Source organism: Citromicrobium bathyomarinum (genome assembly GCF_038594605.1).
Lineage (GTDB): Bacteria > Pseudomonadota > Alphaproteobacteria > Sphingomonadales > Sphingomonadaceae > Alteriqipengyuania > Alteriqipengyuania bathyomarina_B.
In genome coordinates this window covers 136042-160560 of record NZ_JBCFZM010000005.1, presented here as the reverse complement: position 1 = coordinate 160560, position 24519 = coordinate 136042, and the positions used below count along the sequence as shown (strand labels likewise).

Annotated in this window: 18 protein-coding genes; 12 read left to right on the top strand and 6 right to left on the bottom strand. The window is 61.8% G+C overall.

Annotated elements, in window-relative coordinates:
- Positions 1-33: 33 nt before the first annotated feature.
- From AAG612_RS16015 to AAG612_RS15960, 12 genes are all read left to right on the top strand, one after another.
- The gene (locus AAG612_RS16015; protein ID WP_054522858.1) at positions 34-1287 is read left to right on the top strand and encodes a TolC family protein; all 1254 of its coding nucleotides are present in this window, start codon (positions 34-36) and stop codon (positions 1285-1287) included.
- A gap of 11 nt (positions 1288-1298) precedes the next feature.
- A complete protein-coding gene (locus tag AAG612_RS16010; protein WP_054522857.1) occupies positions 1299-2447 on the top strand; it encodes an efflux RND transporter periplasmic adaptor subunit in 1149 nt (382 codons plus the stop codon).
- Positions 2448-2490: 43 nt separating this feature from the next.
- Complete coding sequence (locus tag AAG612_RS16005; RefSeq protein WP_342511865.1) at positions 2491-5754, top strand: efflux RND transporter permease subunit; 3264 nt, start codon at positions 2491-2493, stop codon at positions 5752-5754.
- Between the two features lie 22 nt (positions 5755-5776).
- Positions 5777-6148, top strand: a complete 372-nt coding sequence (locus tag AAG612_RS16000; protein ID WP_054522855.1) for a SpoIIAA family protein — start codon at positions 5777-5779, stop codon at positions 6146-6148.
- Entirely contained in the window at positions 6145-6774 is a 630-nt protein-coding gene (locus AAG612_RS15995; RefSeq protein ID WP_054522854.1) for a cation efflux transmembrane domain-containing protein, read from the top strand. Before AAG612_RS16000 ends, AAG612_RS15995 begins: the two co-directional genes overlap by 4 nt.
- Positions 6771-7640 carry a hypothetical protein gene (locus AAG612_RS15990; protein ID WP_054522853.1) on the top strand — a complete coding sequence of 290 codons (870 nt, stop codon included), beginning with the start codon at positions 6771-6773 and terminating at the stop codon, positions 7638-7640. The genes AAG612_RS15995 and AAG612_RS15990 overlap by 4 nt, the downstream gene beginning before the upstream one ends.
- Positions 7640-8599 carry a cation diffusion facilitator family transporter gene (locus AAG612_RS15985; protein ID WP_050775921.1) on the top strand — a complete coding sequence of 320 codons (960 nt, stop codon included), beginning with the start codon at positions 7640-7642 and terminating at the stop codon, positions 8597-8599. Before AAG612_RS15990 ends, AAG612_RS15985 begins: the two co-directional genes overlap by 1 nt.
- Before the next feature lie 92 nt (positions 8600-8691).
- Positions 8692-10332: an acetolactate synthase large subunit gene (locus AAG612_RS15980; RefSeq protein WP_054522852.1), complete on the top strand. Its 1641-nt coding sequence runs from the start codon at positions 8692-8694 to the stop codon at positions 10330-10332.
- Entirely contained in the window at positions 10329-11723 is a 1395-nt protein-coding gene (locus AAG612_RS15975) for an aldehyde dehydrogenase family protein (protein WP_054522851.1), read from the top strand. Before AAG612_RS15980 ends, AAG612_RS15975 begins: the two co-directional genes overlap by 4 nt.
- Before the next feature lie 98 nt (positions 11724-11821).
- Positions 11822-12289, top strand: coding sequence for a hypothetical protein (locus tag AAG612_RS16340; protein WP_054522850.1), 468 nt, complete (start codon positions 11822-11824; stop codon positions 12287-12289).
- 45 nt (positions 12290-12334) lie between these two features.
- A complete protein-coding gene (locus AAG612_RS15965; protein WP_010240550.1) occupies positions 12335-12952 on the top strand; it encodes a cation efflux transmembrane domain-containing protein in 618 nt (205 codons plus the stop codon).
- A 96-nt stretch (positions 12953-13048) separates the two neighbouring features.
- The gene (locus tag AAG612_RS15960) at positions 13049-15001 is read left to right on the top strand and encodes a cytochrome c/FTR1 family iron permease (RefSeq protein ID WP_054522849.1); all 1953 of its coding nucleotides are present in this window, start codon (positions 13049-13051) and stop codon (positions 14999-15001) included.
- 17 nt (positions 15002-15018) lie between these two features.
- Here AAG612_RS15960 and AAG612_RS15955 read toward each other — a convergent pair whose 3' ends face one another.
- From AAG612_RS15955 to AAG612_RS15930, 6 genes are read right to left on the bottom strand one after another with little or no spacing between them, the layout of a single operon-like run.
- On the bottom strand, positions 15019-15510 hold the full coding sequence (locus tag AAG612_RS15955; protein WP_230782967.1) for a hypothetical protein: 492 nt from the start codon (positions 15508-15510) through the stop codon (positions 15019-15021).
- Positions 15511-15539: 29 nt separating this feature from the next.
- A complete protein-coding gene (locus AAG612_RS15950; protein ID WP_010240409.1) occupies positions 15540-17879 on the bottom strand; it encodes a heavy metal translocating P-type ATPase in 2340 nt (779 codons plus the stop codon).
- 13 nt (positions 17880-17892) lie between these two features.
- On the bottom strand, positions 17893-19434 hold the full coding sequence (locus AAG612_RS15945) for a multicopper oxidase family protein (RefSeq protein WP_342511829.1): 1542 nt from the start codon (positions 19432-19434) through the stop codon (positions 17893-17895).
- Between the two features lie 58 nt (positions 19435-19492).
- Positions 19493-19861: a copper-binding protein gene (locus tag AAG612_RS15940; RefSeq protein WP_054522848.1), complete on the bottom strand. Its 369-nt coding sequence runs from the start codon at positions 19859-19861 to the stop codon at positions 19493-19495.
- Complete coding sequence (locus tag AAG612_RS15935) at positions 19858-23025, bottom strand: efflux RND transporter permease subunit (RefSeq protein WP_342511826.1); 3168 nt, start codon at positions 23023-23025, stop codon at positions 19858-19860. The genes AAG612_RS15940 and AAG612_RS15935 overlap by 4 nt, the downstream gene beginning before the upstream one ends.
- On the bottom strand, positions 23022-24518 hold the full coding sequence (locus AAG612_RS15930) for an efflux RND transporter periplasmic adaptor subunit (protein ID WP_342511863.1): 1497 nt from the start codon (positions 24516-24518) through the stop codon (positions 23022-23024). The genes AAG612_RS15935 and AAG612_RS15930 overlap by 4 nt, the downstream gene beginning before the upstream one ends.
- Position 24519 lies beyond the last annotated feature (1 nt).

Genomic DNA, 24519 nt, shown 5'->3' with positions numbered 1-24519 from the left:
CCGTTCGATTGTTAGCAGAGGAATTCTTCCAAAATGTCAGCCATTTATTGGCGAGACACCCTGATTGCAGGGTTGTTTCTCGTCGCAACAGCCACGTCCGTGGCCGCGCAGGAGCAGGAGCTTCTGACGCTTGAAGACGCGCTGAGCCGCTCAGGTGTAACGGGCGAAGTCGATGCAATCTCCGCGAACCCGCGTATGGTGGGACCGCGCGCCGAAGCGGATGCCGCTCGCTCGCTCGTCAGGCAGGCGCGTCTCCGACCGAACCCCGAAGTTTCGCTCGAGGTCGAGAATATCGCCGGAAGCGGCGCTTTTTCCGGACTGCGGGCTACCGAATACACGCTTGCGGTGGGGCAGCGCCTTGAACTTGGCAACAAGCGGGGGGCCCGGGTCGAAGCTGCCCGGGCGCAAGCACAGCTTGCAAACCTTCGCGCCGACCTGTCCGATGTCGAACTCGGCTACCTCGTCCGCGAGCGATATGTCGCAGCGGCGGCCGCTGCATCGCGCGTGGAACTGGCCCGCGATGTGGTCGAACGGAACGAAGAGCTCGCCCGCATTGCAGGACTGCTGGTCGAAGTAGGCCGTGAGCCACCTTTGCGCGCCTTGCGTGCAGAGGCGGCCCTGGCAGAGGCGCGCGCCGAATTGCAAGCGTCTCAAGCGGCCAGTCTCGCGACGCGCACTGCTCTCGCTTCTCTCTGGGGCGTTCAGGACGTGCCCCCTGTAGTCCCGGCGGACTTTCCGGACATCCGGCCACCTGGAGCTGCACTGGCTGCGGCGAGCGGGCTCCAGTTGCGGGTGGCGCGCGCTGAAAGCAGGGCTGCTGCGGCAGATATCGATCGTGAGCGCAGCTTGCGCGTTCCCGATCCGGTCGTCTCCGCCGGTGTGCGCCGTTTCGAAGAAAGCAACGACAGCGCATTCCTTGTAGGCGTCTCGATCCCGCTTCCGTTCAGCAATCGCAATCAGGGCAATATCGCGGCTGCAGAAGCGAGGCTTCGAGCCGCAAATGCACGCGAGGCCGTGGCACTGGCGGATTTTGAACAATCAGTAACCCGGGCGCGGGCGCAGTATCTCGCTGCTGAGGCGCGCGTCGAAACGCTTTCCCGGACATCGCTGCCCCAGGCCGAAGAGGCGCTGCGGCTTGTCCGCATCGGCTACCGCAACGGCCGCTTTCCGTTGATCGAGGTGTTGAGCGCTGCCGAAGCGCGCGATGCAATTCGTGAAGCCTTGATCGCTGCCCAGCAGGACCGGGGGCAGGCTGCTGCCGAATTGATCCGGCTGGCCGCACAATGAGGAATATTCAAATGAACCGCAAGAAACTGGCGATCATCGCCGGAATCGTCATTCTCGCTGCAGCTTTGCTGCTGATGCTCTGGCCTGACAGTGAAGTCGAAACCGGTGGCGTCGAAGAAGCAGCCGACACAGAATTGCCAGAGGGCCTCGTTCTGATCGGCGAAGAACAGATTCGGGCTGCCGAAATTGTAATCGGTACTGTACGTTATGGTGCATCCGTCGACCTGGTATTTCCGGCCACGATAGCCGCTAGTCCGACCGCAAGTGCGCGTATCGATGCGCGCGCATCGGGTGTGGTACGCACTGTGGGCAAGACGCTTGGTGATTATGTCCGCCAGGGCGAGACCGTTGCACGGATTGAAAGCGCCGATGCTGCTGCGCTCGCCTCGCAGCTCAGTGCAGCTCGTGCTCGCGTGACCGAACTGTCGTCGGCATTTGATCGTGAACGTCGCCTTTTCGAAGCGAATGTAACTGCCCGGCAGGATCTCGAAGCTGCCCGTGCCAACCTCGATGTTGCCCGTTCCGAGCTTAACCGGGCCCAGGCCGCGGTCAGCGCTGCCGGGGTAAGCGGTGACGGTCGGTCGCTCGCCGTCACTAGTCCCCTATCCGGACGCGTCACGGCTGCGCCGATCGTACTCGGCTCCTTCGTCGATGCCGGCGAGGAACTGTATCAGATCGTCAATCCGAACGGTCTCCAGGTCGAAGTCGCACTACCTTCGGAAGATGCCTCGCGCATCCAGCCCGGCGATGAGGCAGCACTGATTGTTGGCGATGGTCGCGAGATCGGCGCGCGCGTACGCTCTGTCACGCCTTCGCTCGATCCTGAAAGCCGAAGCGCGACAGCTGTTCTCAGCATCTCGCGCGCTGTTCCAGGTCTTCAGCCTGGCTCGTTCCTTCAGGCTCGTATCCGCCCTTCGGGAGAAGTGGATCAGACCCTTATCGCGGTTCCTGAAGATGCAGTGCAGGCGTTCGAGGGACGCGACGTCGTGTTTGTCCGAACGCGTCGCGGCTTCCAGGCGCGCGCGGTAGAAACTGGCAGCCGTTCCGCTGGAATGGTGACGATCCTGTCCGGGCTTGAGCCGGGCCAGCAGATCGCAACTGCCAACGCCTTCCTGCTGAAAGCCGAGCTCGAAAAGGAGGGCGCAGAACATGGCCATTGATCAAACGTCGTCCCATTCGGACGAGGGTAGCCACCACCATGGCCTGATCGGGATGATTCTCGATGTTGCCGTGCGATTCCGCTGGGCGATTATCGTCCTCACCATTTTCGCGGCAATCTATGGCGCATTCAATCTGTTGCGCCTGCCGATCGACGCGGTGCCGGATATCACCAACACACAGGTGCAGATCAATACCAGCGCGGCTGCGCTTTCGCCTTCGCAGGTGGAGACGCAGGTGACCTTTCCAATCGAAACCGGGCTTGCCGGGATCGAGGGATTGGAGATGACCCGATCGATTTCGCGCAACGGCTTCAGCCAGGTCACCGCCATCTTCGAGGAAGGCACCGACATCTACTTCGCTCGCCAACAGGTGAACGAACGTCTCGCGCCGATCGGCGCCTCGCTGCCTGAAGGGGCGGAGCCGACCATGGGGCCAATTTCCACCGGGCTTGGCGAAGTGCTCATGTATACGATCGAATACGAGCATCCCGGCGGCAAGGGAGCGACCACAGGCGGCCAGACTGGCTGGCAAAGAGATGGCAGCTTCATAACCGAGCGCGGCGACCGGCTGGAAAGCGAGGTCGCCAAGGCTGCCTATCTGCGCACTGTGCAGGACTGGGTCGTGGCACCCCTCATGCGCTCGATCGACGGCGTGGCCGGGGTCGATTCCATCGGTGGATTCGAGAAGCAATTCCTCGTTCAGCCCGACCCGGCACGGCTTACAGGCTACGGCCTGTCTTTCGACTCCCTGATCAATGCGCTCGAGGCCGCCAATCTCGCGGCGGGCGCCAATTTCGTGGACCGGGCCGATGAAGCCCTGCTCGTTCGCGTCGATGCCCGACTGGGCGGAATCGCCGATATCGAGGAGGCTGTCGTCGCGACGCGCGAGGGTGTACCCATCCGCATCGGCGATGTAGCGAATGTCGAAATCGGGGGCGATCTGCGCACGGGGGCTGCTTCGCTGAATGGCGAGGAAGCGGTCGTCGGCACTGTGTTGATGCGCAGCGGAGAGAACAGCCGCACCGTATCGGCTCAGGCGGCAGACCGACTGGAAGAGGTGCGCGCATCGCTACCCGACGGCGTGGTGGCAGAAATTGTCTATAACCGCTCTTCGCTTGTCGATGCGACGATCGCCACGGTCGAAAAAAACCTAGTCGAGGGCGCCTTGCTGGTTATCGCGGTGCTGTTCCTCCTGCTCGGCAATATCCGGGCCGCCATCATCGCGGCCCTGGTCATCCCGATCTCGATGCTGATGGCGGCCATCGGCATGAACAGGCTGGGCGTCTCGGGCAATTTGATGAGCCTCGGCGCGCTCGACTTCGGCCTGATCGTCGATGGCGCGGTGATCATCGTCGAGAACAGTGTCGCGCGGCTTGCCGCGCGCCAGCATCGCGAAGGCCGGCTGCTCAGCCTGGGCGAACGCCTTACCGAGACGCGGCTTGCCGCGCAGGAGATGATCAAGCCGACGGTCTACGGACAGGCAATTATTTTGCTGGTCTATGCGCCGCTGCTCACCTTCACCGGGGTCGAGGGCAAGACGTTTTCGCCAATGGCGATTACGGTCATGCTAGCGCTGGCTTCGGCCTTTGTGCTGTCACTCACCTTCGTGCCCGCCATGATCGCGGTCCTGCTTAACAAGAAGCTGACCGAGAAGGAGGTGAAACCGATCCGTATGGCAAAGGGTCGCTACCGTCCCGCTATTCGCAAGACCATTGCGCGCCCTTGGCCGGTTATCGGTGCTGGTGCTGGCCTGTTTGCAGTCGCGGCAATAATGTTCGGCTTTCTTGGCAGTGAGTTCACTCCCCAGCTCGACGAGCGCGACATAGCGGTGCAATCGCTTCGGATTCCTTCGACCTCGCTTGAACGCTCGTTGGCGATGCAGCGGCGGGTCGAAGACAGGCTCGAGGAGTTTCCGCAGGTCGAGCTGGTCTTCTCGCGAACCGGTACGGCAGAGGTCGCCAGCGATCCCATGCCGCCCAACGCATCGGATGCCTATGTCATTCTGAAACCGCGTGAGGAGTGGCCAGACCCGGATTTGCCAAAGGATGAACTCGTTGGCGAGATGGAGAGTGCACTTGGCGGTCTTGTCGGGAACCTGTACGAGTTCAGTCAGCCTATCGAACTGCGTTTCAACGAACTGATCGCAGGCGTACGCGGCGATGTGGCGGTCAAACTGTACGGCGACGATCTCACCGCACTGACCGAAGCGGCGGGCGACGTTGCAGGCGTACTTCGCGCTGTCGAGGGTGCGGCCGATGTGAAGGTGCAGCAGGTGACGGGCTTTCCGACGCTCGACATCGCTTTCGATCGTCCCACCATCGCGCGGTACGGTCTCACGGTCGAGGACGTGGCGCAATCCGTTGCCATCGCGCTTGGCGGCCGACCGGCGGGCCTGGTGTTCGAAGGCGACCGCCGCTTCGATGTCGTCGTCCGCTTGGCAGACGCAACGCGCGACGATTTCGACCAGCTAGGAGCCCTGCCGATCGTCCTTGAAAACGGCGTCACGGTTCCGCTGCGAACGCTGGCCGATTTTGAGGTTGTTGATGGTCTCGCCGAAGTCCGGCGCGAACAGGGTCGCCGGCTCGTCATCGTTTCCGCCAACGTCCGCGAACGCGATCTCGGTTCCTTCGTCGAAGAAGCGCAGGAAGGTGTTTCGGCCCAGGTCGATCTGCCCCCTGCCTCCTTCATCGAGTGGGGCGGGCAGTATCAGAACCTGCAGGAAGCGCAGGCTCGGCTCGCGATCGTGGTGCCCATCTGCTTCGCCGTTGTCCTGCTCCTGCTGTACATGGCGCTTGGTGGATGGGTTCCGGCCCTGGCGGTGTTCAGCGCCATCCCGATGGCCTTGGCGGGCGGTGTGTTTGCTCTCGTGTTAAGAGGCATGCCCTTCTCGGTATCGGCGGCGGTTGGCTTCATTGCCCTGTCCGGTGTGGCTGTGCTCAACGGTCTCGTCATGATGACTGCAATCCGGCAGCGCCTTGAAAGCGGTATGCCGCTTGATGAGGCAATCGCCGATGGTGCGCTCGCGCGCCTGAGGCCGGTGTTGATGACCGCGCTGGTGGCCTCGCTCGGCTTTGTACCCATGGCTCTCGCAACCGGAACAGGGGCCGAAGTGCAGCGTCCTTTGGCTACGGTCGTCATTGGCGGTCTGATCACGGCGACCGCGCTCACGCTGTTCGTCCTACCCGCAATCGCGCGGCTTGTACTGCACCGTTCCGACGACGGGCGGAGCTGGCGCGAGAAGTGGTGGGACCGTCCGCGTCGCAATGTGACGAGCGATGAAGAGGCCGAGCTGAAGGACATCGCATGACCGATCGGGAAAGGAGAATACGGTGCTGGCACTGAAGGAAGAGAACGGACTGCTCTGGATACGCGCCGGAGGCAGGCTTGGGGATGAAGACTATGACCGCTTTGTTCCCCAATTCGAACGTATCGCAGAGCGCGAGGCCGGCACCGTCCCGATGGTAATCGAGCTCGCGCCTGACTTTTCGGGCTGGGACCTCGGAGGTCTCTGGCGCGATCTCAAGTTCGACGTCCGGCATAAGGACTGCTTCGGCCGGATCGCCATAATCGGCGACAGCAAATGGGAAGAGTGGGGCACGAAAATGTCATCCTCGCTCTTCCGCGCCGAAATGAAGTTCTTCCGGCCATCACAGCGTAGTCATGCGGAAAGCTGGGTACGAACCGGGGAGGACACAGCATGAGTGGCGGTCATGAGGTCGATGCCGGGTCGCCCGAAAAGCGCAAGACCCTGTGGGTTGTCCTGTGGCTTAACGTCGCCATCGCGATCGGCTTCTTCGCGGTCGGATATTTTGCCGATTCCAACGCGCTGTTGGCAAACGGCCTCGATAATTCATCGGATGCAATCGTTTATGCGCTCAGCCTGCTTGCGCTAACCCGCTCGCGGACCTGGAAACGCGGGGCCGCGCGTTTCTCCGGCATCATGCTGCTGGTCTTCTCCGCTGGGGTCATTTTCGATGCTTACCGACGGTTCGTGGAAGGTTCCGATCCGGGCGGCATGCTGATGATGGCGATGGCGTTCGTCGCGGGACTGGTGAATCTCTATTGCCTGCGCCTGTTGCAGAAGGTGGAGAACAAGGACGTCAATATGCGGGCGGCGACAACCTTCAGCTTCAACGACTTCATCTCCAATGGCGGGATCATCATCGCCGGCATCGTTGTGCTGATTACCGGTGCCAACTGGCCCGACCTAGTGGTCGGAATAGCGGTCGCCTGCATAGCGCTTTACGGCGGAGTGCAGATCCTGCGCGATACGCATATGGATGTGCACGACGAGGCGGGAACCGTCCACGGCGAGAAGAGGAATTGACGCTAATCGATACCTTGTTTGCCGCGCAGGACCTTTCGCGGGTCCTTGTCCTGGCGATGCTATCAGGCATCGGGGTCATGATTGGCGGCAAATTGGCAAAAGGCAGTTGGAGCTTCCTGCATCCGCTCCTGCCGGGCGGCGTTTCGGGTGCTTTTGCCGCCCTTGCCGTCTTGCTAACTCTTCCGCTGGGACAATCTCCTCTCACCCGCTGGACACTCACTGGTTTGATGCTGGCGGGCGGCCTGCTGCTTCTGATTTTCAACGAGCTTGGTCGATACGCAAAACTCAGACCGGATGATGACGGACCTGAGCGATGCTCCGATAGGCCAACCCTGGTACGTCGCATCTCGGTGTCGATGGCGTCCGATATCCTGCCTTACAGCGTTATCTTGGGTGCTGCCGCTGCTGCATCCGCGACGACAGCAATGGCGGTGTCTGCAGCGCTTGTTTTTGCGAACCTGGAAATAGGACGCCAGGCGATCGATGAATACCGATCCGCCCAAGTGAGCAGGATGGACCAGCTTGCGCTACTTGTCCTCTTTTCCCTGTTTTTCATCGGGATCGCTCTCTTGACCTTTTGGGCGCTGCACGGATTCACCGACAACGGGCGAGGTTGGCTAGCGGCTATTATCCCGGGCTTTCTTATAGTTGCATCGGCGCGCGCGCTGCTTCGCATGGGAACCGGATCGGTCGCCGCCAATCATATTACGCTCCTGGCATTCGTCGGAGGGTTCGCGCTGCTCGGCCTCGCGATCTCGGCGCTTGGAGAACTGTCGCGCGAACTCGATGTCTCGAACAGCACGTTCCAGCATTCCCCCGCGCAGTCCGTCACGACGACCAAGAGAACAGAAAAAGGAGGCAGGTAGTGGCACAATCGGGCGGTCATGCCGGGCACAGTCACGGCGAAGAAAGCATGAGCGACGGCCGCCTTGTATTGGCCGTCGCCCTCAACGTCCTGCTGACTGTCGCCCAGATCATCGGGGGGATATTGTCGGGTTCGCTCGCACTGATCGCCGATGCGCTGCACAATTTCAGCGACGCGGCATCGCTTGGACTGGCTCTGTTTGCGAGGCGGATCGGGCGCCGGCCAGCCGACAAGCTTATGACCTTCGGCTATGCTCGTGCGGAAGTCGTGGCGGCGCTCATCAATCTGACGACTTTGCTTATCATCGGTTTCTATCTGCTCGTCGAGGCGATCAACCGTTTCGCAGACCCTCAACCCGTTGAGGGGTGGACCGTAATCTGGGTCGCCGGGATAGCGCTGGTGATCGACGTGGTTACGGCGGTGATGGTTTACGCCAGCTCGAAGAACTCCCTCAACATGAAAGCCGCCTTTCTGCACAATGTGTCCGATGCGCTGGCGTCGGTCGGTGTGATCGTGGCTGGCGTACTCATTCTGCGATACGAACTTTATATTGCCGATCTGATCATCACTGTGGTCATTGCTGCCTATGTGATCTGGCAGGGCGTCACTTTGTTGCCTCGCACGGTGCGGCTCTTGATGGGTGCGGTGCCGGACGAAAGCGAGTTCGATCGCATTGTGAGCGACCTGCGTGACACAGAAGGCGTGGCCGACGTCCATCACGTCCATGTCTGGAGCATCAGTGAGCATTATCGCGCGCTTGAGGCGCATATCGTTCCTGCCGAATCTTCGTTGCAGGCTTTCGAGGATGTGAAGGCGCGGGCTCGCGGTATGCTCGAGACGCAGCACGCCATCGCCCATGCAACGTTCGAAGCCTGTCTCGCTGCAGACTGTGATCCCGACATGATCCCGGACCATCAGGTCGAGAAGAACCATCATCACGACCATGACCGCGACCATTGACAAGCGCGGCGATCGGGTCGGTCGCTGTGGGTAAGCTGCTTGGCAGCGCACGACATGAACCGCCCTGCAACCCGTAAAATGAGGACCAACGAATGAAAGCTTCCGATCTTATGGTCGCCGCGCTCGAGGCCGAGGGCGTCGAATATGTTTTCGCCGTTCCAGGCGAAGAGAACCTGGATCTCCTGGAATCGCTGCGAACTTCCGCCATCACGCTGGTTCTGGCCCGTCACGAACAGGGCGCTGGCTTCATGGCGGCGACCTATGGCCGCCTGACCGGCAAGGCAGGTGTGTGCCTGGCAACGCTCGGGCCTGGTGCCACGAACCTGACCACACCGGCGGCCTATGCCGCGCTCGGGGCCTTTCCGCTCGTCATTATTACTGGGCAGAAACCGATCAAGACATCGAAACAGGCCCAGTTCCAGATTGTCGACGTCGTTTCCCTGTTTACGCCGCTCTGCAAGGCTTCGACCCAGATCGTGAACGGCAATCGCATTCCCTCGCTCGTTCGCGAAGGTTTCCGTCTGGCGCAGGAAGAAAGGCCGGGCGCTGTACTGCTCGAGCTGCCGGAAGATATCGCTGAAGAGGAAACGATCGAACCGGTCATACCTCCGCATTACAGGCGTTATGCGGTCGCCGGAGATGCTGCGCTCGACGAAGCGGCCGAGCGCATCATCGCGGCTGAGCGGCCATTGCTCCTGATCGGTGCCGGAGCGAACCGCCGCCGCGCTTCGAAAGCGTTGCGCAAATTCGTGTCTGATACCGGCTTTCCATTCTTCGACACCCAGATGGGCAAGGGCGTGGTCGATGAAGATAGCGAGCTCTATCTGGGCACCGCGGCGCTATCGTCGGGCGATTATGTTCACTGCGCAATCGAAAAGGCCGATCTGATCGTCAATATCGGTCACGACGTGGTGGAGAAGCCGCCCTTCTTCATGGAGCCGGGCGGGCAGACCGTCATCCATATCAATTACAAGGCAGCCGAAGTCGATCAGGTCTACTTCCCGCAGCTCGAGGTCATCGGCGACATCGCCGGATCGGTCGAGCGGCTGGGAAACCGTCTGGATGGCAAGCTGCAGTGCGATCGCAGCTATTACACTGTGCTGCACCACGAGATTGCTTCGCACATTTCCGAGACCAGCGACGACGAACGTTTTCCGATGGTCCCCCAGCGCGTGGTTGCCGACGTACGCAGCGTAATGGCGCGCGATGATATCGTTGCGCTCGACAACGGTATCTACAAGATCTGGTTCGCCAGAAACTACATTGCGAATGAACCGGGTACCATCCTTCTCGACAATGCATTGGCGACGATGGGCGCAGGCCTTCCATCGGCCATGATGGCGGCGATGCTGTCGCCGGGGCGCAGAGTGCTCGCGGTATGCGGCGATGGCGGGTTCATGATGAACTCGCAGGAGCTGGAAACGGCCGTCAGGCTGGGCCTGAACCTCGTCGTACTCGTCCTGAACGATGCGGCATACGGCATGATCCGCTGGAAGCAGGACCAGCTCGGCTTTCCGGACTACGGCCTAACCTTTTCCAATCCCGACTTCGTCACCTACGCACAAAGCTATGGAGCGACCGGTCACCGGGTCGAGCGGAGCGCAGATCTTGTGGCGGTCCTGAACGCCGCATTCGAGGCGGGCGGCGTGCACCTTGTCGATCTGCCCGTCGACTACTCCGAAAACAAGAAGGTGCTGATCGACGAACTCGGCGCAAAGGTGTGCGAGCTATGAAGACGATCGTTCACAATCCGTTCGACCGCGAGCCGGTTGCAGAAGTGCCGCTTGTCGACTGGCCTCAAATCGATGAATGGCTGAATGAAGCGCAGTTGCTCCACCGCGACCGCCATGGCTGGCTTGCCGTGCACGAGCGTGTCGCCATCCTCCGGCGGGCTGCGGATATCATGCGCGAACGAGCCGAGGATCTGGCTCTCCAGATCGTCAGGGAGGGCGGCAAACCGCTGGTCGATGCGCGCGTGGAAGCCGGTCGCGCGATCAACAGCGTCGACTTATGCGTTCAGGCGCTCAGCGATGGCGGCGGTCACGAGATCCCCATGGACCTGACAGAAGCGGGTGCGGGAAGGACGGCATATACCTTCCGCGAGCCGATCGGTCCTGTCGTGGCGATCTCGGCATTCAATCACCCGCTCAACCTGATCGTCCATCAGGTTGGACCGGCGGTAGCAGCCGGGTGCCCCGTTCTCATCAAGCCTGCGCTGGAAACGCCTCTGTCATGCCAGAGCTTTGTGAGCATTCTTCATGAAGCCGGCCTGCCCGAGGCCTGGTGCCGGTTCGCACCTTGCGGCAACGATATTGCCGAAAGAATGGTAACCGATCCGCGCACGGAGTTCTTCTCATTCATCGGTTCTGCGAAGATCGGCTGGATGCTTCGCTCGAAGCTGGCGCCGGGAACCCGCATTGCTCTCGAGCACGGCGGCGCGGCGCCGGTAATCGTGGACAGCGGCGTGGAGCGCGCAGCAGTGATCGCCTCGTTGCTCAAAGGCGGGTTCTATCATTCGGGTCAGGTCTGCGTTTCCGTGCAGCGCGTGTACGTCCCTGCTGCAGAATTGAAAGACTTCGCTCATGACCTAAGGCGAGCTGCCGAAAAGCTGGTAGTGGGCGATCCCGCCGATGCTGAGACCCAATGCGGACCCCTGATCCGAACGGAGGAAGTTGACCGCGTTGAACGCTGGGTCGATGAAGCCATCGCAGCAGGAGGCACCCTGGTGTGCGGGGGAAGCCGTCTGAGTGACACTCTTTTCTCCCCGACCGTCATTGTCGATCCTCCCGAAAGTGCCAAGATATCCCGGGAAGAAATCTTCGGCCCCGTGATCTGCGTGTATGGCTATGACGATATCGACCTGGCTATCGAGCAGGCCAATGCCCTGCCTTACGCCTTTCAGGCCGCTGTATTCAGCGATCGGCTGTCAATCGCCAATCATTGCATACAGTCTCTGGCGGGATCGGCTGTGATGGTGAACGACCATACGGCATTCCGCGTGGACTGGATGCCTTTTGCAGGGCTGCGCCGCTCCGGGCTTGGCGTCGGCGGGATCCCCTACACTATGGCGGATATGAGCATTGAAAAAATGGCCGTCTGGAACTGGCCTGCGGCGGCATCATAGCCCGTTCGACAGACCCGGGATGGCGACACGGGCAGCTTCGCACTCGTCGGCCTTTCCCGAAGTTAAGTCTCTTATGGGCGGCCGACAAAAGCCGTGCATTGGCGAGCCTGACCGAACTGGCGCACGAGGCGCGGACATCAAGGCTCGGCGGTACCCGCAAGTGCATCGATGATGCGGCAATCGCCTACAGTGTCTTGCTCGCAGGCAGCGATCATACGCCCAAGTTCCGTCCGCAACGCCTCCAGGCTCGCGATCTTGCGCTCGACCTCGCCGAGATGGCTTCTGGCCAGAGCGTCGATGCCCGCGCAGGACCGGTCGGCATCATCGGAGAGATCGAGCAATTCCCTGATGCGTGCCATGGAGAAGCCGAGATCACGCGCGCGCCGTATGAAGTTAAGGCGCGCTTCCTCTGCTGGTCCATAATCGCGATAATTGGCCCGCGTGCGTGGAGGGGCAGCGAGGATACCCTCACGCTCGTAGAAGCGGATTGTTTCGGATTTGACGCCGGTTATCCGGGCAAGTTGACCAATTCTCATGACAAAGGCTCCTGCCGCTTGACCTTGTAGTTACTACAAGGCGCATAGGGCGGATCGACGCAAGGAGTCGAGTAAATGGGAAAGACCTGCTGCGGCCCCGATGAGGCCGGTGCAAACAACAACGATCCGACATGGCGGCGCATTCTGTGGATCGCACTGGGCCTTAATGCAATCATGTTCGGCGTGGAGATCGTGGCAGGCATTGCTGCGGATTCGCGCGCCTTGCAGGCCGACGCGCTCGACTTTCTCGGTGATGCGGCAAACTATGCTATCAGTCTCGGTGTAGCGGGGATGGCGCTCGTCTGGCGCGCGCGTGCGGCTCTCGTAAAGGCGGCGACCATGCTGGCTTTCGGCCTGTGGGTGCTCGGCTCGGCCATCTGGGGTTTCTTTGTCGGGGCGTCGCCCGACCCGGGAACGATGGGCGCCATCGGTTCTCTTGCTCTGGCGGTAAATCTCGCCGTCGCCGCGATGCTGTTCCGGTATCGCTCGGGCGATGCGAACATGCGCTCGGTGTGGATCTGTTCGCGCAACGACGCGATCGGTAATATCGCCGTGCTGGCGGCAGCGATTGGCGTTTTCGGCACCGGCCGTGCGTGGCCCGATCTGGTTGTGGCGAGCATCATGGCAGGACTGGCGGTGTGGGGAAGTGCCGAAGTCTCCAAACAGGCCCGTGGCGAACTGCGCTCTACCTAAACTCCAGAATATCCCCGCGATCGGGGGTTGGAGGAAATACATTTCCGTCTACACCCTGCTATTGCGAATTAATTGCAACAGATATAGAGACCCCTCATGCATCGCATCGTCTCCGCCACCGTCCATCCGGCACTGCGGCTCATTCTGCTGGCGCTTGCGCTGTGTCTGTCCGTCACCGCGAACGCGGAAGAACCCGACGTGCGAACCACATGGCGTCTGCTCGATTATATCGCGGTCGACTACGCCTCCGCCGTTTCCGAGGGACGTGTTGCCGACGAATTCGAATATCGCGAAATGGTGGAGTTTTCCGATGTCGTGGCGCGGCAGATCGCTGCATTGCCGGATACTAAAGACAATCAAGCACTCATCCGCCGATCGGACCAGCTGCGAGCTCTGATCGCCAATAAGGAACCCGCCGAGCGAGTTGGGCGCTTAGCGCGCGCGCTGGCAGCCTCGTTGCTGACAGCCTACCCGGTTCCGCTTGCCCCTTCGCAAGCGCCCGACCTTGACCGCGCCCGCACTCTCTTCGCGCAGAACTGCGCCTCGTGTCACGGCGCCGCCGGAAGTGCGCCACCGGCCGCAATGCAGGCACTTGATCCCCCGCCGATCGACTTCACCGATATCGACCGGGCGCGGCAGCGCAGTGCGTTCGGGCTTTACCAGGTCATCACGCAAGGGCTGGAAGGAACGTCCATGGCCAGCTTCGCATCGCTGTCCGACGAGGATCGCTGGGCGCTTGCATTCCATGCCGGCAGCATTGCTTTTGAAGATGTGGCCAAGGGCGAGCGTATTTGGCGGGAAGATGATGGCATACGCCAGCTTGTCCCCGATCTCGAGACGCTCGCCGCGCTCACACCGGAAAGTCTGGCCGAGCAGATCGGTGAGGACCGTGCGCTCGCCGTCATGGCCTATCTTCGCGCCAATCCCGATGCGGTGGGACAGGCAAATGACGCAGGTTCGCTCGCCTTCGTTCGCGATACGCTCGATCGCAGCCTGTCAGCTTATCGGGCTGGCAACCGAGAGGAAGCGCGGCAGCTTGCCCTGTCTGCCTATCTCGACGGGTTTGAACCCCTGGAGGCCCTCCTGGCAACGCGCGATGGCGGTTTGATGCGGGAGGTAGAACAGGCGCTCGGGCAATTCCGGGCCGGAATAGAGTCCGGTGCGAATCCATCCGAACTACAGCAACTAAGGGCTCGCATCGATAGTCTGCTGGCAAGAGCCGAGGAAGCGTTGGCTCCTGAGGCGGCCAGCGAAATCTCGACCTTTCTCGGGGCGTTCACCATTCTCCTGCGCGAGGGGATCGAAGCAATTCTGGTTGTGATCGCCATGATCGCCTTTGTGAAAAAGTCGCAGCGCTCCGAGGTATTGCCCTATATCCATGGTGGGTGGATCGCTGCTCTTTTCGCAGGTGTCGCCACCTGGGTCGTAGCAACCTACTTCGTAAGCATCAGCGGGGCGAGCCGCGAGATGACCGAAGGGATCGGCGCGCTGCTTGCGGCTGTCATTCTCGTATCGGTCGGGATCTGGATGCACGGCAAATCCCAGGCCGAGGAGTGGCGGCGCTATATCCAGGAAAAAATGGGCAAGGCGCTTTCGCGCGGATCGGCATGGTTTCTCTTTGGTCTTGCATTCGTGGTCGTCTACCGGGAAGCGTTCGAGACTATTCTGTTCTACGCTGCCCTGTGGAACCCGCAGAGCAGCGGCATCATATTGGCAGGTGCCTTGTCCGCAGTCGCGCTGCTAGCGTTCATCGCATGGGTTATGCTGCGCTACAGCCGCAAACTGCCGATCACCCAGTTCTTCCGCTATAGTGCTATCCTGATTGCGATCCTTGCGGTCATTCTCGCGGGCAAGGGCGTGGGCGCTTTCCAGGAGGCCGGAGTTCTTTCCGCCACTTTCATTGCCGGCTTGCCGCGCCTCGCCGAACTCGGCTTCTTCCCGACTGTCGAGACGATCGGCGCGCAATTGCTCACGCTGCTCGCTCTGATTGCCGGATTTCGGATAAGTCGATCACCATCGGGACCGCAGCCGGCAGCTGTCGAGGGATAGGTGATCCCGGTTTGCGATCAGCGGGGTCCGGTGCCGAGACGGCGCGCGAGCCACAAGGAGGCTGTGGGAACCGCGACCCACATCGCGATCGGTATGAGACCGATTTTGGTTCCGGGCACCAGCGGCATGATTGCACTATAGGACCACCCCCAGTCGGCACCGACAGCCAGCACTTCGACCATGGCAGTAATGGCCAGGCCGATTCCCAGGAACACGACAAAACGCGAGATCGGCCAGTCTACGAGCCACGGCGTTTTACCACTGCCGACAGAGGCGCCGAGATAAGCGGCCACCATGATCCCGGCATCGCCGAACGAGGCCAGGCCGCAGCGACGTGCTGCCTCGGCAGGCGACAGACCTCCCGACTGGTAGAAAGGAAGCTGGAGCATCTCCCAGGCGAAAGCGATGAGAATTCCGAATATCGCGATCCAGAGGGCTGGATGAGCACCGCGCCATTCGCGCGATTCCTCAGAGATTTGGTCCTGATCCTGCATCGTCTGATTCGTCACTCCTGCGATCTCCGTCCCGTCCCCATCGCTCAGGTATCGAATTTGGGAAGAGCGAGGCCGCGCAGGCGCAGGGCGTTGCCGATCACCGATACCGAAGACAGGCTCATCGCTGCGGCCGCGATCATCGGGTTCAAAAGCAACCCGGTCCATGGATAGAGGACACCTGCTGCGACCGGTATGCCGAGCGCATTATACGCAAAGGCAAAGAACAGGTTCTGCCTGATGTTGCGCATAGTGGCCCGAGACAGGACGAGCGCCTGAACAACGCCGACGAGGTCGCCGCGCACCAATGTCACGCCCGCGCTTTCGATCGCGACATCGGTACCCGTTCCCATCGCGATGCCGACATGCGAAGCGGCAAGCGCGGGTGCGTCGTTTATGCCGTCGCCGGCCATAGCGACCCGGCGACCATCGCTCTTCAACTGCTCGATCTTGCGATGTTTGTCCTCGGGCGAGACGTTCGCTTCGACTTCGTCGATACCGACCTGGCTTGCTACCGCACGCGCGGTGGCTTCGCTGTCGCCGGTAAGCATCACGATCTTGATGCCGCGCTCATGCAACGCGGCAATAGCGGTGCGGCTGGTTGCCTTGATCGGATCGGCGACCGCGATAAGGCCTGCCGGTGCCCCGTCCACGGCCACGAACATCACCGTCTGTCCGAGGCTTCGGCCTTCGTCCGCCGTTGACCGCCAGCCTTCTTCGAGCGCCCCTATACGCTCCATCATCTTTTCATTCCCGATCGCGACCAGGCGCTTGTCGACATTTGCCTGGATACCTTCGCCGGTCACGGATTCGATATCGGAAGCGTCGAGAATGGCAGCGCCCCTGTTTTGAGCCCCTTCCACGATCGCGTGGGCGAGCGGATGCTCGCTTCCTCTCTCAACGGCAGCGACAAGGCTCAGCAATTCCTGCTCGTCGAAATTTGGCTGCGGTTTTACGTCGACAAGATCAGGCTTGCCCCGGGTCAGCGTTCCGGTCTTGTCGACGACCAGCGTATCGATCTTTTCCAGCGTTTCGAGCGCTTCGGCGTTCTTGATCAGGATCCCGTGCTGCGCGCCCTTGCCGGTACCGGTCATGATCGACATCGGCGTCGCCAGTCCGAGCGCGCAGGGACACGCGATGATCAGAACGGCGACCGCGTTGACGAGCGCGTAGGCAAGGGCCGGTGCCGGTCCCCAGATGGCCCAGACGACAAAACTCACGATAGCGACAAGGACGACGATGGGTACGAACCATCCGGTGACCTGGTCGGCGAGCCGCTGGATCGGTGCCCGGCTGCGCTGGGCCTCCGCGACCATCTGCACGATCTTCGAGAGCATGGTGTCCGCGCCGACCTGCGTCGCGCGCATGGTGAAGCTGCCGGTCTGGTTTACGGTGCCCCCGATCACGGGATCGCCCGCGCTTTTCTTGACGGGAATGGGTTCGCCACTGATCATGGATTCGTCGATGGCACTGCTTCCATCCTCGAGCGTGCCATCGACGGGGACCTTGTCGCCCGGACGCACGCGCAGCAGGTCCCCCGACGTCAATTCATCGAGCGGTACTTCGCGCTCGTCCCCGCGACCGAAGATCTTCATCGCGGTCGGGGGTGCGAGTTCGAGAAGCGCTCGCAAGGCGCTCGATGTCGATCCGCGCGCCTTGAGCTCGAGCACCTGCCCGAGCAGCACGAGGGTCGTGATAACCGCTGCGGCCTCGTAATAGACGCCGACCCGGCCCGCATGATCGCGGAATGCCTCGGGAAAGATGTCCGGGGCGAGGGTTGCCACAAGGCTGAACAGATAGGCGATGGCGACGCCGAAGCCGATCAGGGTGAACATGTTGAGGTTCATGGTCCGGACCGATTGCAGCGCGCGGGTGAAGAAGGGCCAGCCGCCCCAAAGCACCACCGGAGTTGCCAGCAGGAGCTGCAGCCACTGCGCGATAGCGGGTTCGATGACCTGATCGAACGGTCGCGACGGGATCATGTCGCCCATCGCATAGGCGAAGAGCGGCAGCGTGAAGAGCGCGCTCCACCAGAACCTTCGCCGCATGTCGACGAGTTCGGGATCGGGGCCCTCGTTCAGAGTGACCGTTTCGGGTTCGAGGGCCATCCCGCATATCGGGCAAGAGCCCGGCCCCGGCTGCCGGATCTCCGGATGCATCGGACAGGTGTATATGGTACCTTCCGGGACATCCTCGACAGCATCGAGGTGCGCCTTCGAAAGATACATCTCCGGATCCGCGCGGAACTTGTCGAGGCAGCGCGAGGAGCAGAAGTAATGGTCGCCACCCTCGTGTCGATCGACGAAGCGGGCGCCGTCCATCTTCACGCTCATTCCGCAAACGGGGTCGGTCGCCATACCCTCGATTGCATTGTGCCCATCGCTCATCTGTCGTTCTCCCCTAATTGGCCATCACCACGAACTGCCCCATCATGCCTGCGTCCTCGTGCTCGAGGATATGGCAGTGATACATGTAGGGAGTGTCGGGATCGGTATTTTCTTCGAACCGCAACAGCAGCCTGACCTGTTCACGCGGGTTGACGATTACGGTGTCCTTGAAGCCCGCCTCTTCCGCCCGCGGAGGCCGACCGTCCCGGTCGAGCAAGCGGAACTGCACGTTATGAATATGAAAGGGATGGGCCATCATCGATGCGTTGGCGATTTCCCATATTTCCCACTGACCCACCGGTACGCGCTGATTGATGACGTCCATGTCCATGGTTTCGCCGTTGATCGACATGCCCCGGCCCATCATGCCCATATCGAGCACGAAACGGCGGCTGCGAACGGCGAGTGAGGGGTCTGGCGCAGCAAGCGCGGCCAGAGTGGGCGGGAGCATTACTGGAGTTGACGCGCCTGAGGGGCGCATATCGAGGATCGAAAACGTGCGCCCCTGCCTCTCGCGATCGGCCCGGTTTCCCATCATTCCGCCGCCCATCATACCCCCGCCTTGCCCGCCCATCATGCCCATGGCGTTAGCAGGGCTGCTGGCAATCAGCCGGAGCGGGCGCCCTTCGGAAAGATCGACGATCACTTGTGCGCGTTCGCCTGGGGCAAGGGTAAGACTGCGAACCTCGCTTGGCGCGGCAAGCAGGCCGCCATCGCTTGCGATGAGTTGCATCGGACGATCACCTTCGAGCGAGAAGGTGTAGAACCGCGCATTCGATCCATTGAGAAGCCGCAGGCGCAGCGGACCGGCGGCGGCCTCGAAAACGGCATTGGCCGTTCCGTTCACATAGATGCGCTCACCCATCACCCCCATCATCCGCGAGTGCATATCGAGCGGGTAAACAAGGCGGCCCGCGCCGTCGATCACGCGATCCTGCACGACGAGCGGTATGTCATCTACACCGTACCGGCTCGGCAGATCGAGGCGATCCTCTTCCTCGTCGCGCACGTAGATCGGGGCAGCAAGTCCGGCATAGACCTGTGGTCCGGCCCGGCGATGCAGATGCGAATGATACCAGTATAACGAAGCGCGCTGGCGTATTTCGAAGGACGGGCTCCAGCGCTCACCGGGCCGTATGAGCTGGTGCGGCCCGCCATCCGCTGTGGCGGGAAGTTCGAAACCATGCCAGTGAACGGTCGCATCTTCGGCAAGCTTGTTGTCGATGTGAAAGCGAACCTGTTCGCCGCGGCGCATTTCGAGGGTCGGGCCGAGATAGGATGCGTCGATACCGATCGTCGGTGACGCCGTGCCGGGCACGAATTCTTTCTCGCCCGGTGTCAGGGACAGGCGAAAGACACGCTCGCCCCGTTCGATCGTTCCTGCCTGTAGCCGAGGTATGGCAAGAGGATTGCTTTCGCCTCCCTGATCGAGCGACATCCTGCTTTGCGTACCGCAACCCAGCAGCGACAGCGCGGCGAAACCCGTCGCCGCGAGGCCGGCGCTCTTGATGAAGTCGCGGCGATCCTTAAAGTCGGGCCTGTCGATACCTGGCATATTCACCTGTTTTTGCGTGGGAGGCACCGGCGCAACCGAGCGCCTCCCACCCACCGTCCTATCGCGGCGTTACCGAGGTAACGACGCTGCCTTCGGTTCCAGTACGAAATTCAAAGGCTATTCCCTCACCGACACTGACCTGTTCGAGGATTTGCGCGTCGGCTTCGAAGGTCATGGTCATCGCGGGCCATCCGATACTTTCGACCGGACCATGCTCGATGGTCACCGTGCCCGCCTCGGAATCGATGGCTGTAACCGTTCCCTCCGCGCTGGCGCTCTGCTCGCCGCCGGTCTCCTCCGCCATCGGCATTTCGCCTGACATGGGCATGCTGTCCGAGTTCGCCATGTCGTCTGACATCATGGTCTCTGAGCTGTCGTCTGCAGCGTCGCAGGCTGCAAGCGCCAGCGGTGCCGCGAGCAGGATCATGTAGGTTGGGGTACGCACTCTTCTTCTCCTTGAGGGTTGGCCGGTTTTTCCGGACGGGGGCGCCGCAACAACAGATAGGCGGCGGGAAGCAGGAACATGGACAGGAGCGGGGCGGTGATCATGCCGCCAACCATCGGCGCGGCGATGCGGCTCATGACTTCCGAGCCCGCGCCGGTGCCGATCAGGATCGGAAAGAGACCCGCAAGGATGACTGCGACGGTCATCGCCTTGGGCCGCACGCGCAGGAGCGCGCCTTCCCGGATGGCCTCGTCTACTTCTTCGGCGCTCAGATCACCGCGTCGCCGCTCCAGTGCGGCTTTCAGGTAAATCAGCATCACTACGCCGAATTCGGCGGAGACGCCGGCAAGCGCGATGAAACCGACCGCAGTCGCCACCGACTGGTTGTAGCCCATCAGATAGAGCAACCAGTATCCGCCCGTCAGCGCGAAGGGCAGCGTGCCCATGATCAGCAAGGCTTCGTCCCAGCGCCGGAAAATGAGATAGAGCAGCAGGAAAATGATCGCAAGCGTCGCGGGAACCACGACCTTCAGTCGCTCATAGGCGCGCGTCAGATATTCGAACTGGCCCGCATAGGACAGGCTGACGCCGGCAGGAAGATCGACACCCGCGGCGACGACCTCCTGCAGATCGGCGACCACCGAAGTAAGATCGCGGCCCCGGACGTCGACGTAGATGTAGCTGGTCAGTCGGCCCTGTTCGCTCTTGAGCATGGGCGGACCGTCGCTGACGGCGATACGGGCGACAGTGCCAAGCGTGATCTGTTGGCCGGACGGCGTCAGAACCGGCAAGGCCCTGAGTTCCTCGACGCTGTCCCTGATTTCGCGGGGATAGCGCACATTGATCGGATAGCGCGCCAGCCCCTCGACGGTCCGTGCGACATTGGCACCGCCAACTGCACCAGAGACGATCTGCTGGATGTCGGCAATGTTGAGCCCGTATCGCGCGGCCGCCATCCGGTCGATATCGACATCGACATAGCGACCGCCCGACAGGCGCTCCGCCAGGGCGGAACTCACGCCAGGCACGGTCTTGGCGATACGCTCCACATCGAGTGCAACGCGTTCGAGTTGATCGAGATCGTCGCCTGAAACCTTGACCCCGATCGGGCTCTTGATCCCGGTCGCGAGCATGTCGATCCGGTTGCGGATCGGCGGCACCCAGACATTGGCGAGGCCCGGCACCTGAACGACCCGGTCAAGTTCCTCGACCAGCAGATCGGGCGTCATTCCCTCGCGCCACTCCTCGCGCGGCTTGAAGCGGATCGTCGTTTCGAACATCGTCAGGGGAGCCGGATCCGTCGCTGTATCGGCGCGCCCCGCCTTGCCGAACACCGTTTCCACCTCGGGGACCGACTTGATCAGGCGATCGGTGCGCTGCAGCAGCGCCGAAGCCTCGCCGGGGGAAAGGCCGGGCAGCGCGCTCGGCATATAAAGCAAATCGCCTTCATCGAGCGGCGGGAGGAACTCGCCGCCAAGCCGGGTGAAGGGGATCGCGGTGGTCAGGAAGATCAGCGCCGCGATCACCAGCGTTGCCTTTGGGCGCCGCATGACCCAGTCGAGCCCCGGACGATAGATTTTCGTCAGCCAGCGGTTGAGAAAATTGGAATCCTCCGAAGGGATCTTCCCACGGATCAGCCATCCCATCATTACCGGCACCAGCGTTACCGACAGAATGGCCGCGGCCGCCATGGCATAGGTCTTGGTGAAAGCGAGCGGAGCGAACAACCGCCCTTCCTGCGCCTGCAGGGTGAAGACCGGTAGGAACGACAGCGTAATGATCAGCAGACTGAAGAACAACGCCGGTCCCACTTCCTTCGATGCATCGGCGATGATCCGCCAGCGTTCCTTCACCGCGAGCGCGGTATCGGGATTCTCGTGTTCCCATCGCTCGAGATGCTTGTGCGCGTTCTCAATCATGACGACGGCGGCATCGACCATCGCACCGACCGCGATGGCTATTCCACCCAGCGACATGATGTTGGCATTAACGCCCTGGATGCGCATCACGATGAAGGCCGCGAGCACGCCCAAAGGCAGGGTGATGATGGCGACAAGTGCCGAACGCGCGTGCCAGAGGAACAGCGCGCATACGAGCGCCACGACGATAAACTCTTCGATGAGCTTCGTGGTGAGGTTCTCTATAGACGCATCGATGAGCTGAGAGCGATCGTAGGTCGTGACGATCTCGACGCCTTCGGGAAGGCTTGCCTGCAAGTCGTCGAGTTTGAGTTCCACGGCTTGGATCGCGCTTCGCGCATCCGCGCCCTGCCGCAGAACGATGATGCCCCCGGCAACCTCGCCTTCGCCATTGAGCTCGGCGATGCCACGGCGCAGCTCGGGGCCTACCTGGATTGTCGCTACGTCGCCAAGCGTGACCGGAATGCCGCCGCTCGCAGTGCGTAGTGGAATCTGCCGAAAATCCTCGAGGTCGCCGAGATAGCCCGAGGCGCGGACCATATATTCGGCTTCGCCCATCTCGACGATCGAGCCGCCCGCTTCCTGGTTGGCGGCCTGGATTGCGCTCACGATCTCGGCGTGAGTCACGCCGAGCGATGCCATCCGGTAAGGTTCCAGCGCGACCTGGTATTGCTTGACCATTCCGCCGACGCTGGCGACCTCGGCAATGCCGGGAATCGTCTTGAGCTCGTAGCGCAGGAACCAGTCCTGCAGGCTGCGCAGTCCGGCAAGGTCGTGCCCGCCGGTCCGGTCGACGAGCGCATATTCGTAGATCCACCCCACACCGGTTGCATCGGGCCCAAGCGTGCTCGTGACGCCATCGGGCAGGCGGTTCTGCACCTGGTTGAGATATTCGAGCACACGCGATCGCGCCCAGTAGAGGTCGGTACCGTCCTCGAAGATGATATAGACATAGCTGTCGCCGAACATCGAGTAGCCGCGGACGGTTTTCGCCCCCGGCACCGAAAGCATGGTCGTTGCCAGGGGGTAGGTGACTTGGTCCTCGACGATCCGGGGGGCCTGCCCCGGATAGTTTGACCGGACCACAACCTGCACATCGGACAGATCGGGCAACGCGTCGACCGGCGTCGTGCGCACCGCCCAGAAACCGGCCAGCGTTACCGCGACGGCGGCGAGAACGATAAACAGGCGGTTGGCGATCGAGGCATCAATTATCCGAGCAATCATTGTCCGGCCCTCGTGATAGACTCGATCCGGGGGCCGGCATCCTGCTGGGTGAAGGTGAAGCGCACCCTGTCGCCCGTCTCGAGCCCGCGCATTTGCGCCGCGCTCTTCGTGCGGAAGGTCATGGTCATCGCGGGCCAATCGAGCCGGGGCACAGGACCATGCCGCAGCGTCACCGAACCATTGGCGATCGACTGGATCGTGCCGGTGGCACCGAAGGTCGCTGGTTCGTCCTCGCCGCCGGTGGAAGCGTCATCTGCCTGATCGACCGGACGGACGTCGAGTCCGGTAAGGCTTGCTTCGGAATCGAGCAGGAACTGACCCGATGTCACGACCTGTTCGCCGGCCGACAGACCGGCCAGAACCTCGGTCCTGCCACCCGCTTCGCGGCCGATCCGGACCTCGGCGGGCATGAAACCGCCCTCGTCCTGCTTCACCATCATGATGGTTCGACGTCCGGTCCTGATAACGGCTTCGGACGGCACCAGCAGCGCGCGGCGTGTGTCCGGGGTCAGCGAGACCTGTGCGAACATGCCCGGCTTGAGGCGACCGGATGCATTGGGCAGTTGCGCACGAACGGTGATCGTACGGCTTGCATCCTCCGCGCTCGGCAGGATAGCGACAATGGGTCCGGAGAAGCGTTCCTCGGGGAATGCGGTCAGCGTCGCGCTGACAGGTTGCCCGACGCGTACATTCGCCGCCTGCGTTTCAGGCACCGCGGCTTCGAGCCAGATCGGTGAGAAACCGGTTATCTCGGCGAGCGTCTGTCCGGCCATGACTGTCATCCCCGGTCGCACGCCGAGCGATGTGATAGCACCTCCAATCGGCGCGGTAACGGTTATCGTGGACTGCGGACGTCCACTGCGCCCTACCGATGAGATCAGGCCTGGAGGCATGCCCAAAAGGCGCATGCGTTCGCGCATGGCCTGCGCAAGTTCTTGATCACCGCTATTCAGGACAGCCAGATACTCCTGCTGCGCTCCGCCCCATTCGGGAACCAAAATATCCGCGAGCGGAGCGCCCCGTCCAACGACATCGTCGGGCGCGCGGCCATAGGTTCTTTGTACATAGCCTCCGGCACGTGGCTGGACGATCGCGACGTCGCGTTCGTTGTAGGCCAGAACGCCGGTGACGGTTACTTCCGGCTCGAGAACACCGTACTCGGCTTCGGCGGTGCGGATGCCGAAATTCTGCACCAGGCCGGGATCGCTCCTGACACCTGCGGTTGCCTCCTCGCCCGCGCACTTTGGCACCAGCTGCATATCCATGAAGGGCGACTTGCCCGGCTCGTCGAAGTGCTGCCCCGGTACCATCGGGTCGTACCAGTAAAGGACCTCCTCGCATTCGGTCGCACTGCCGCCCGCGTCGCCTGCACCACCCTGGCCTTCACCGAGCTGCGAGAGACCATAGCCGGCGGCAAGACTAATGAGCGCGATTGTGCCTGCCATCGTCCAGGATTTCTGGCGCGGCGACAGCCTGTGCCACGCGGCTCCCATT

Excerpts from the sequence above, each read along its gene's own strand:
- AAG612_RS16015 (WP_054522858.1), top strand. The coding sequence starts at position 34 with ATGTCAGCCATTTATTGGCGAGACACCCTGATTGCAGGGTTGTTTCTC.
- AAG612_RS16010 (WP_054522857.1), top strand. The coding sequence starts at position 1,299 with ATGAACCGCAAGAAACTGGCGATCATCGCCGGAATCGTCATTCTCGCT.
- AAG612_RS15995 (WP_054522854.1), top strand. The coding sequence starts at position 6,145 with ATGAGTGGCGGTCATGAGGTCGATGCCGGGTCGCCCGAAAAGCGCAAG.
- AAG612_RS15980 (WP_054522852.1), top strand. The coding sequence starts at position 8,692 with ATGAAAGCTTCCGATCTTATGGTCGCCGCGCTCGAGGCCGAGGGCGTC.
- AAG612_RS15975 (WP_054522851.1), top strand. The coding sequence starts at position 10,329 with ATGAAGACGATCGTTCACAATCCGTTCGACCGCGAGCCGGTTGCAGAA.
- AAG612_RS15965 (WP_010240550.1), top strand. The coding sequence starts at position 12,335 with ATGGGAAAGACCTGCTGCGGCCCCGATGAGGCCGGTGCAAACAACAAC.
- AAG612_RS15960 (WP_054522849.1), top strand. The coding sequence starts at position 13,049 with ATGCATCGCATCGTCTCCGCCACCGTCCATCCGGCACTGCGGCTCATT.
- AAG612_RS15950 (WP_010240409.1), bottom strand. The coding sequence starts at position 17,879 with ATGAGCGATGGGCACAATGCAATCGAGGGTATGGCGACCGACCCCGTT.
- AAG612_RS15945 (WP_342511829.1), bottom strand. The coding sequence starts at position 19,434 with ATGCCAGGTATCGACAGGCCCGACTTTAAGGATCGCCGCGACTTCATC.
- AAG612_RS15940 (WP_054522848.1), bottom strand. The coding sequence starts at position 19,861 with ATGATCCTGCTCGCGGCACCGCTGGCGCTTGCAGCCTGCGACGCTGCA.
- AAG612_RS15935 (WP_342511826.1), bottom strand. The coding sequence starts at position 23,025 with ATGATTGCTCGGATAATTGATGCCTCGATCGCCAACCGCCTGTTTATC.
- AAG612_RS15930 (WP_342511863.1), bottom strand. The coding sequence starts at position 24,518 with ATGGGAGCCGCGTGGCACAGGCTGTCGCCGCGCCAGAAATCCTGGACG.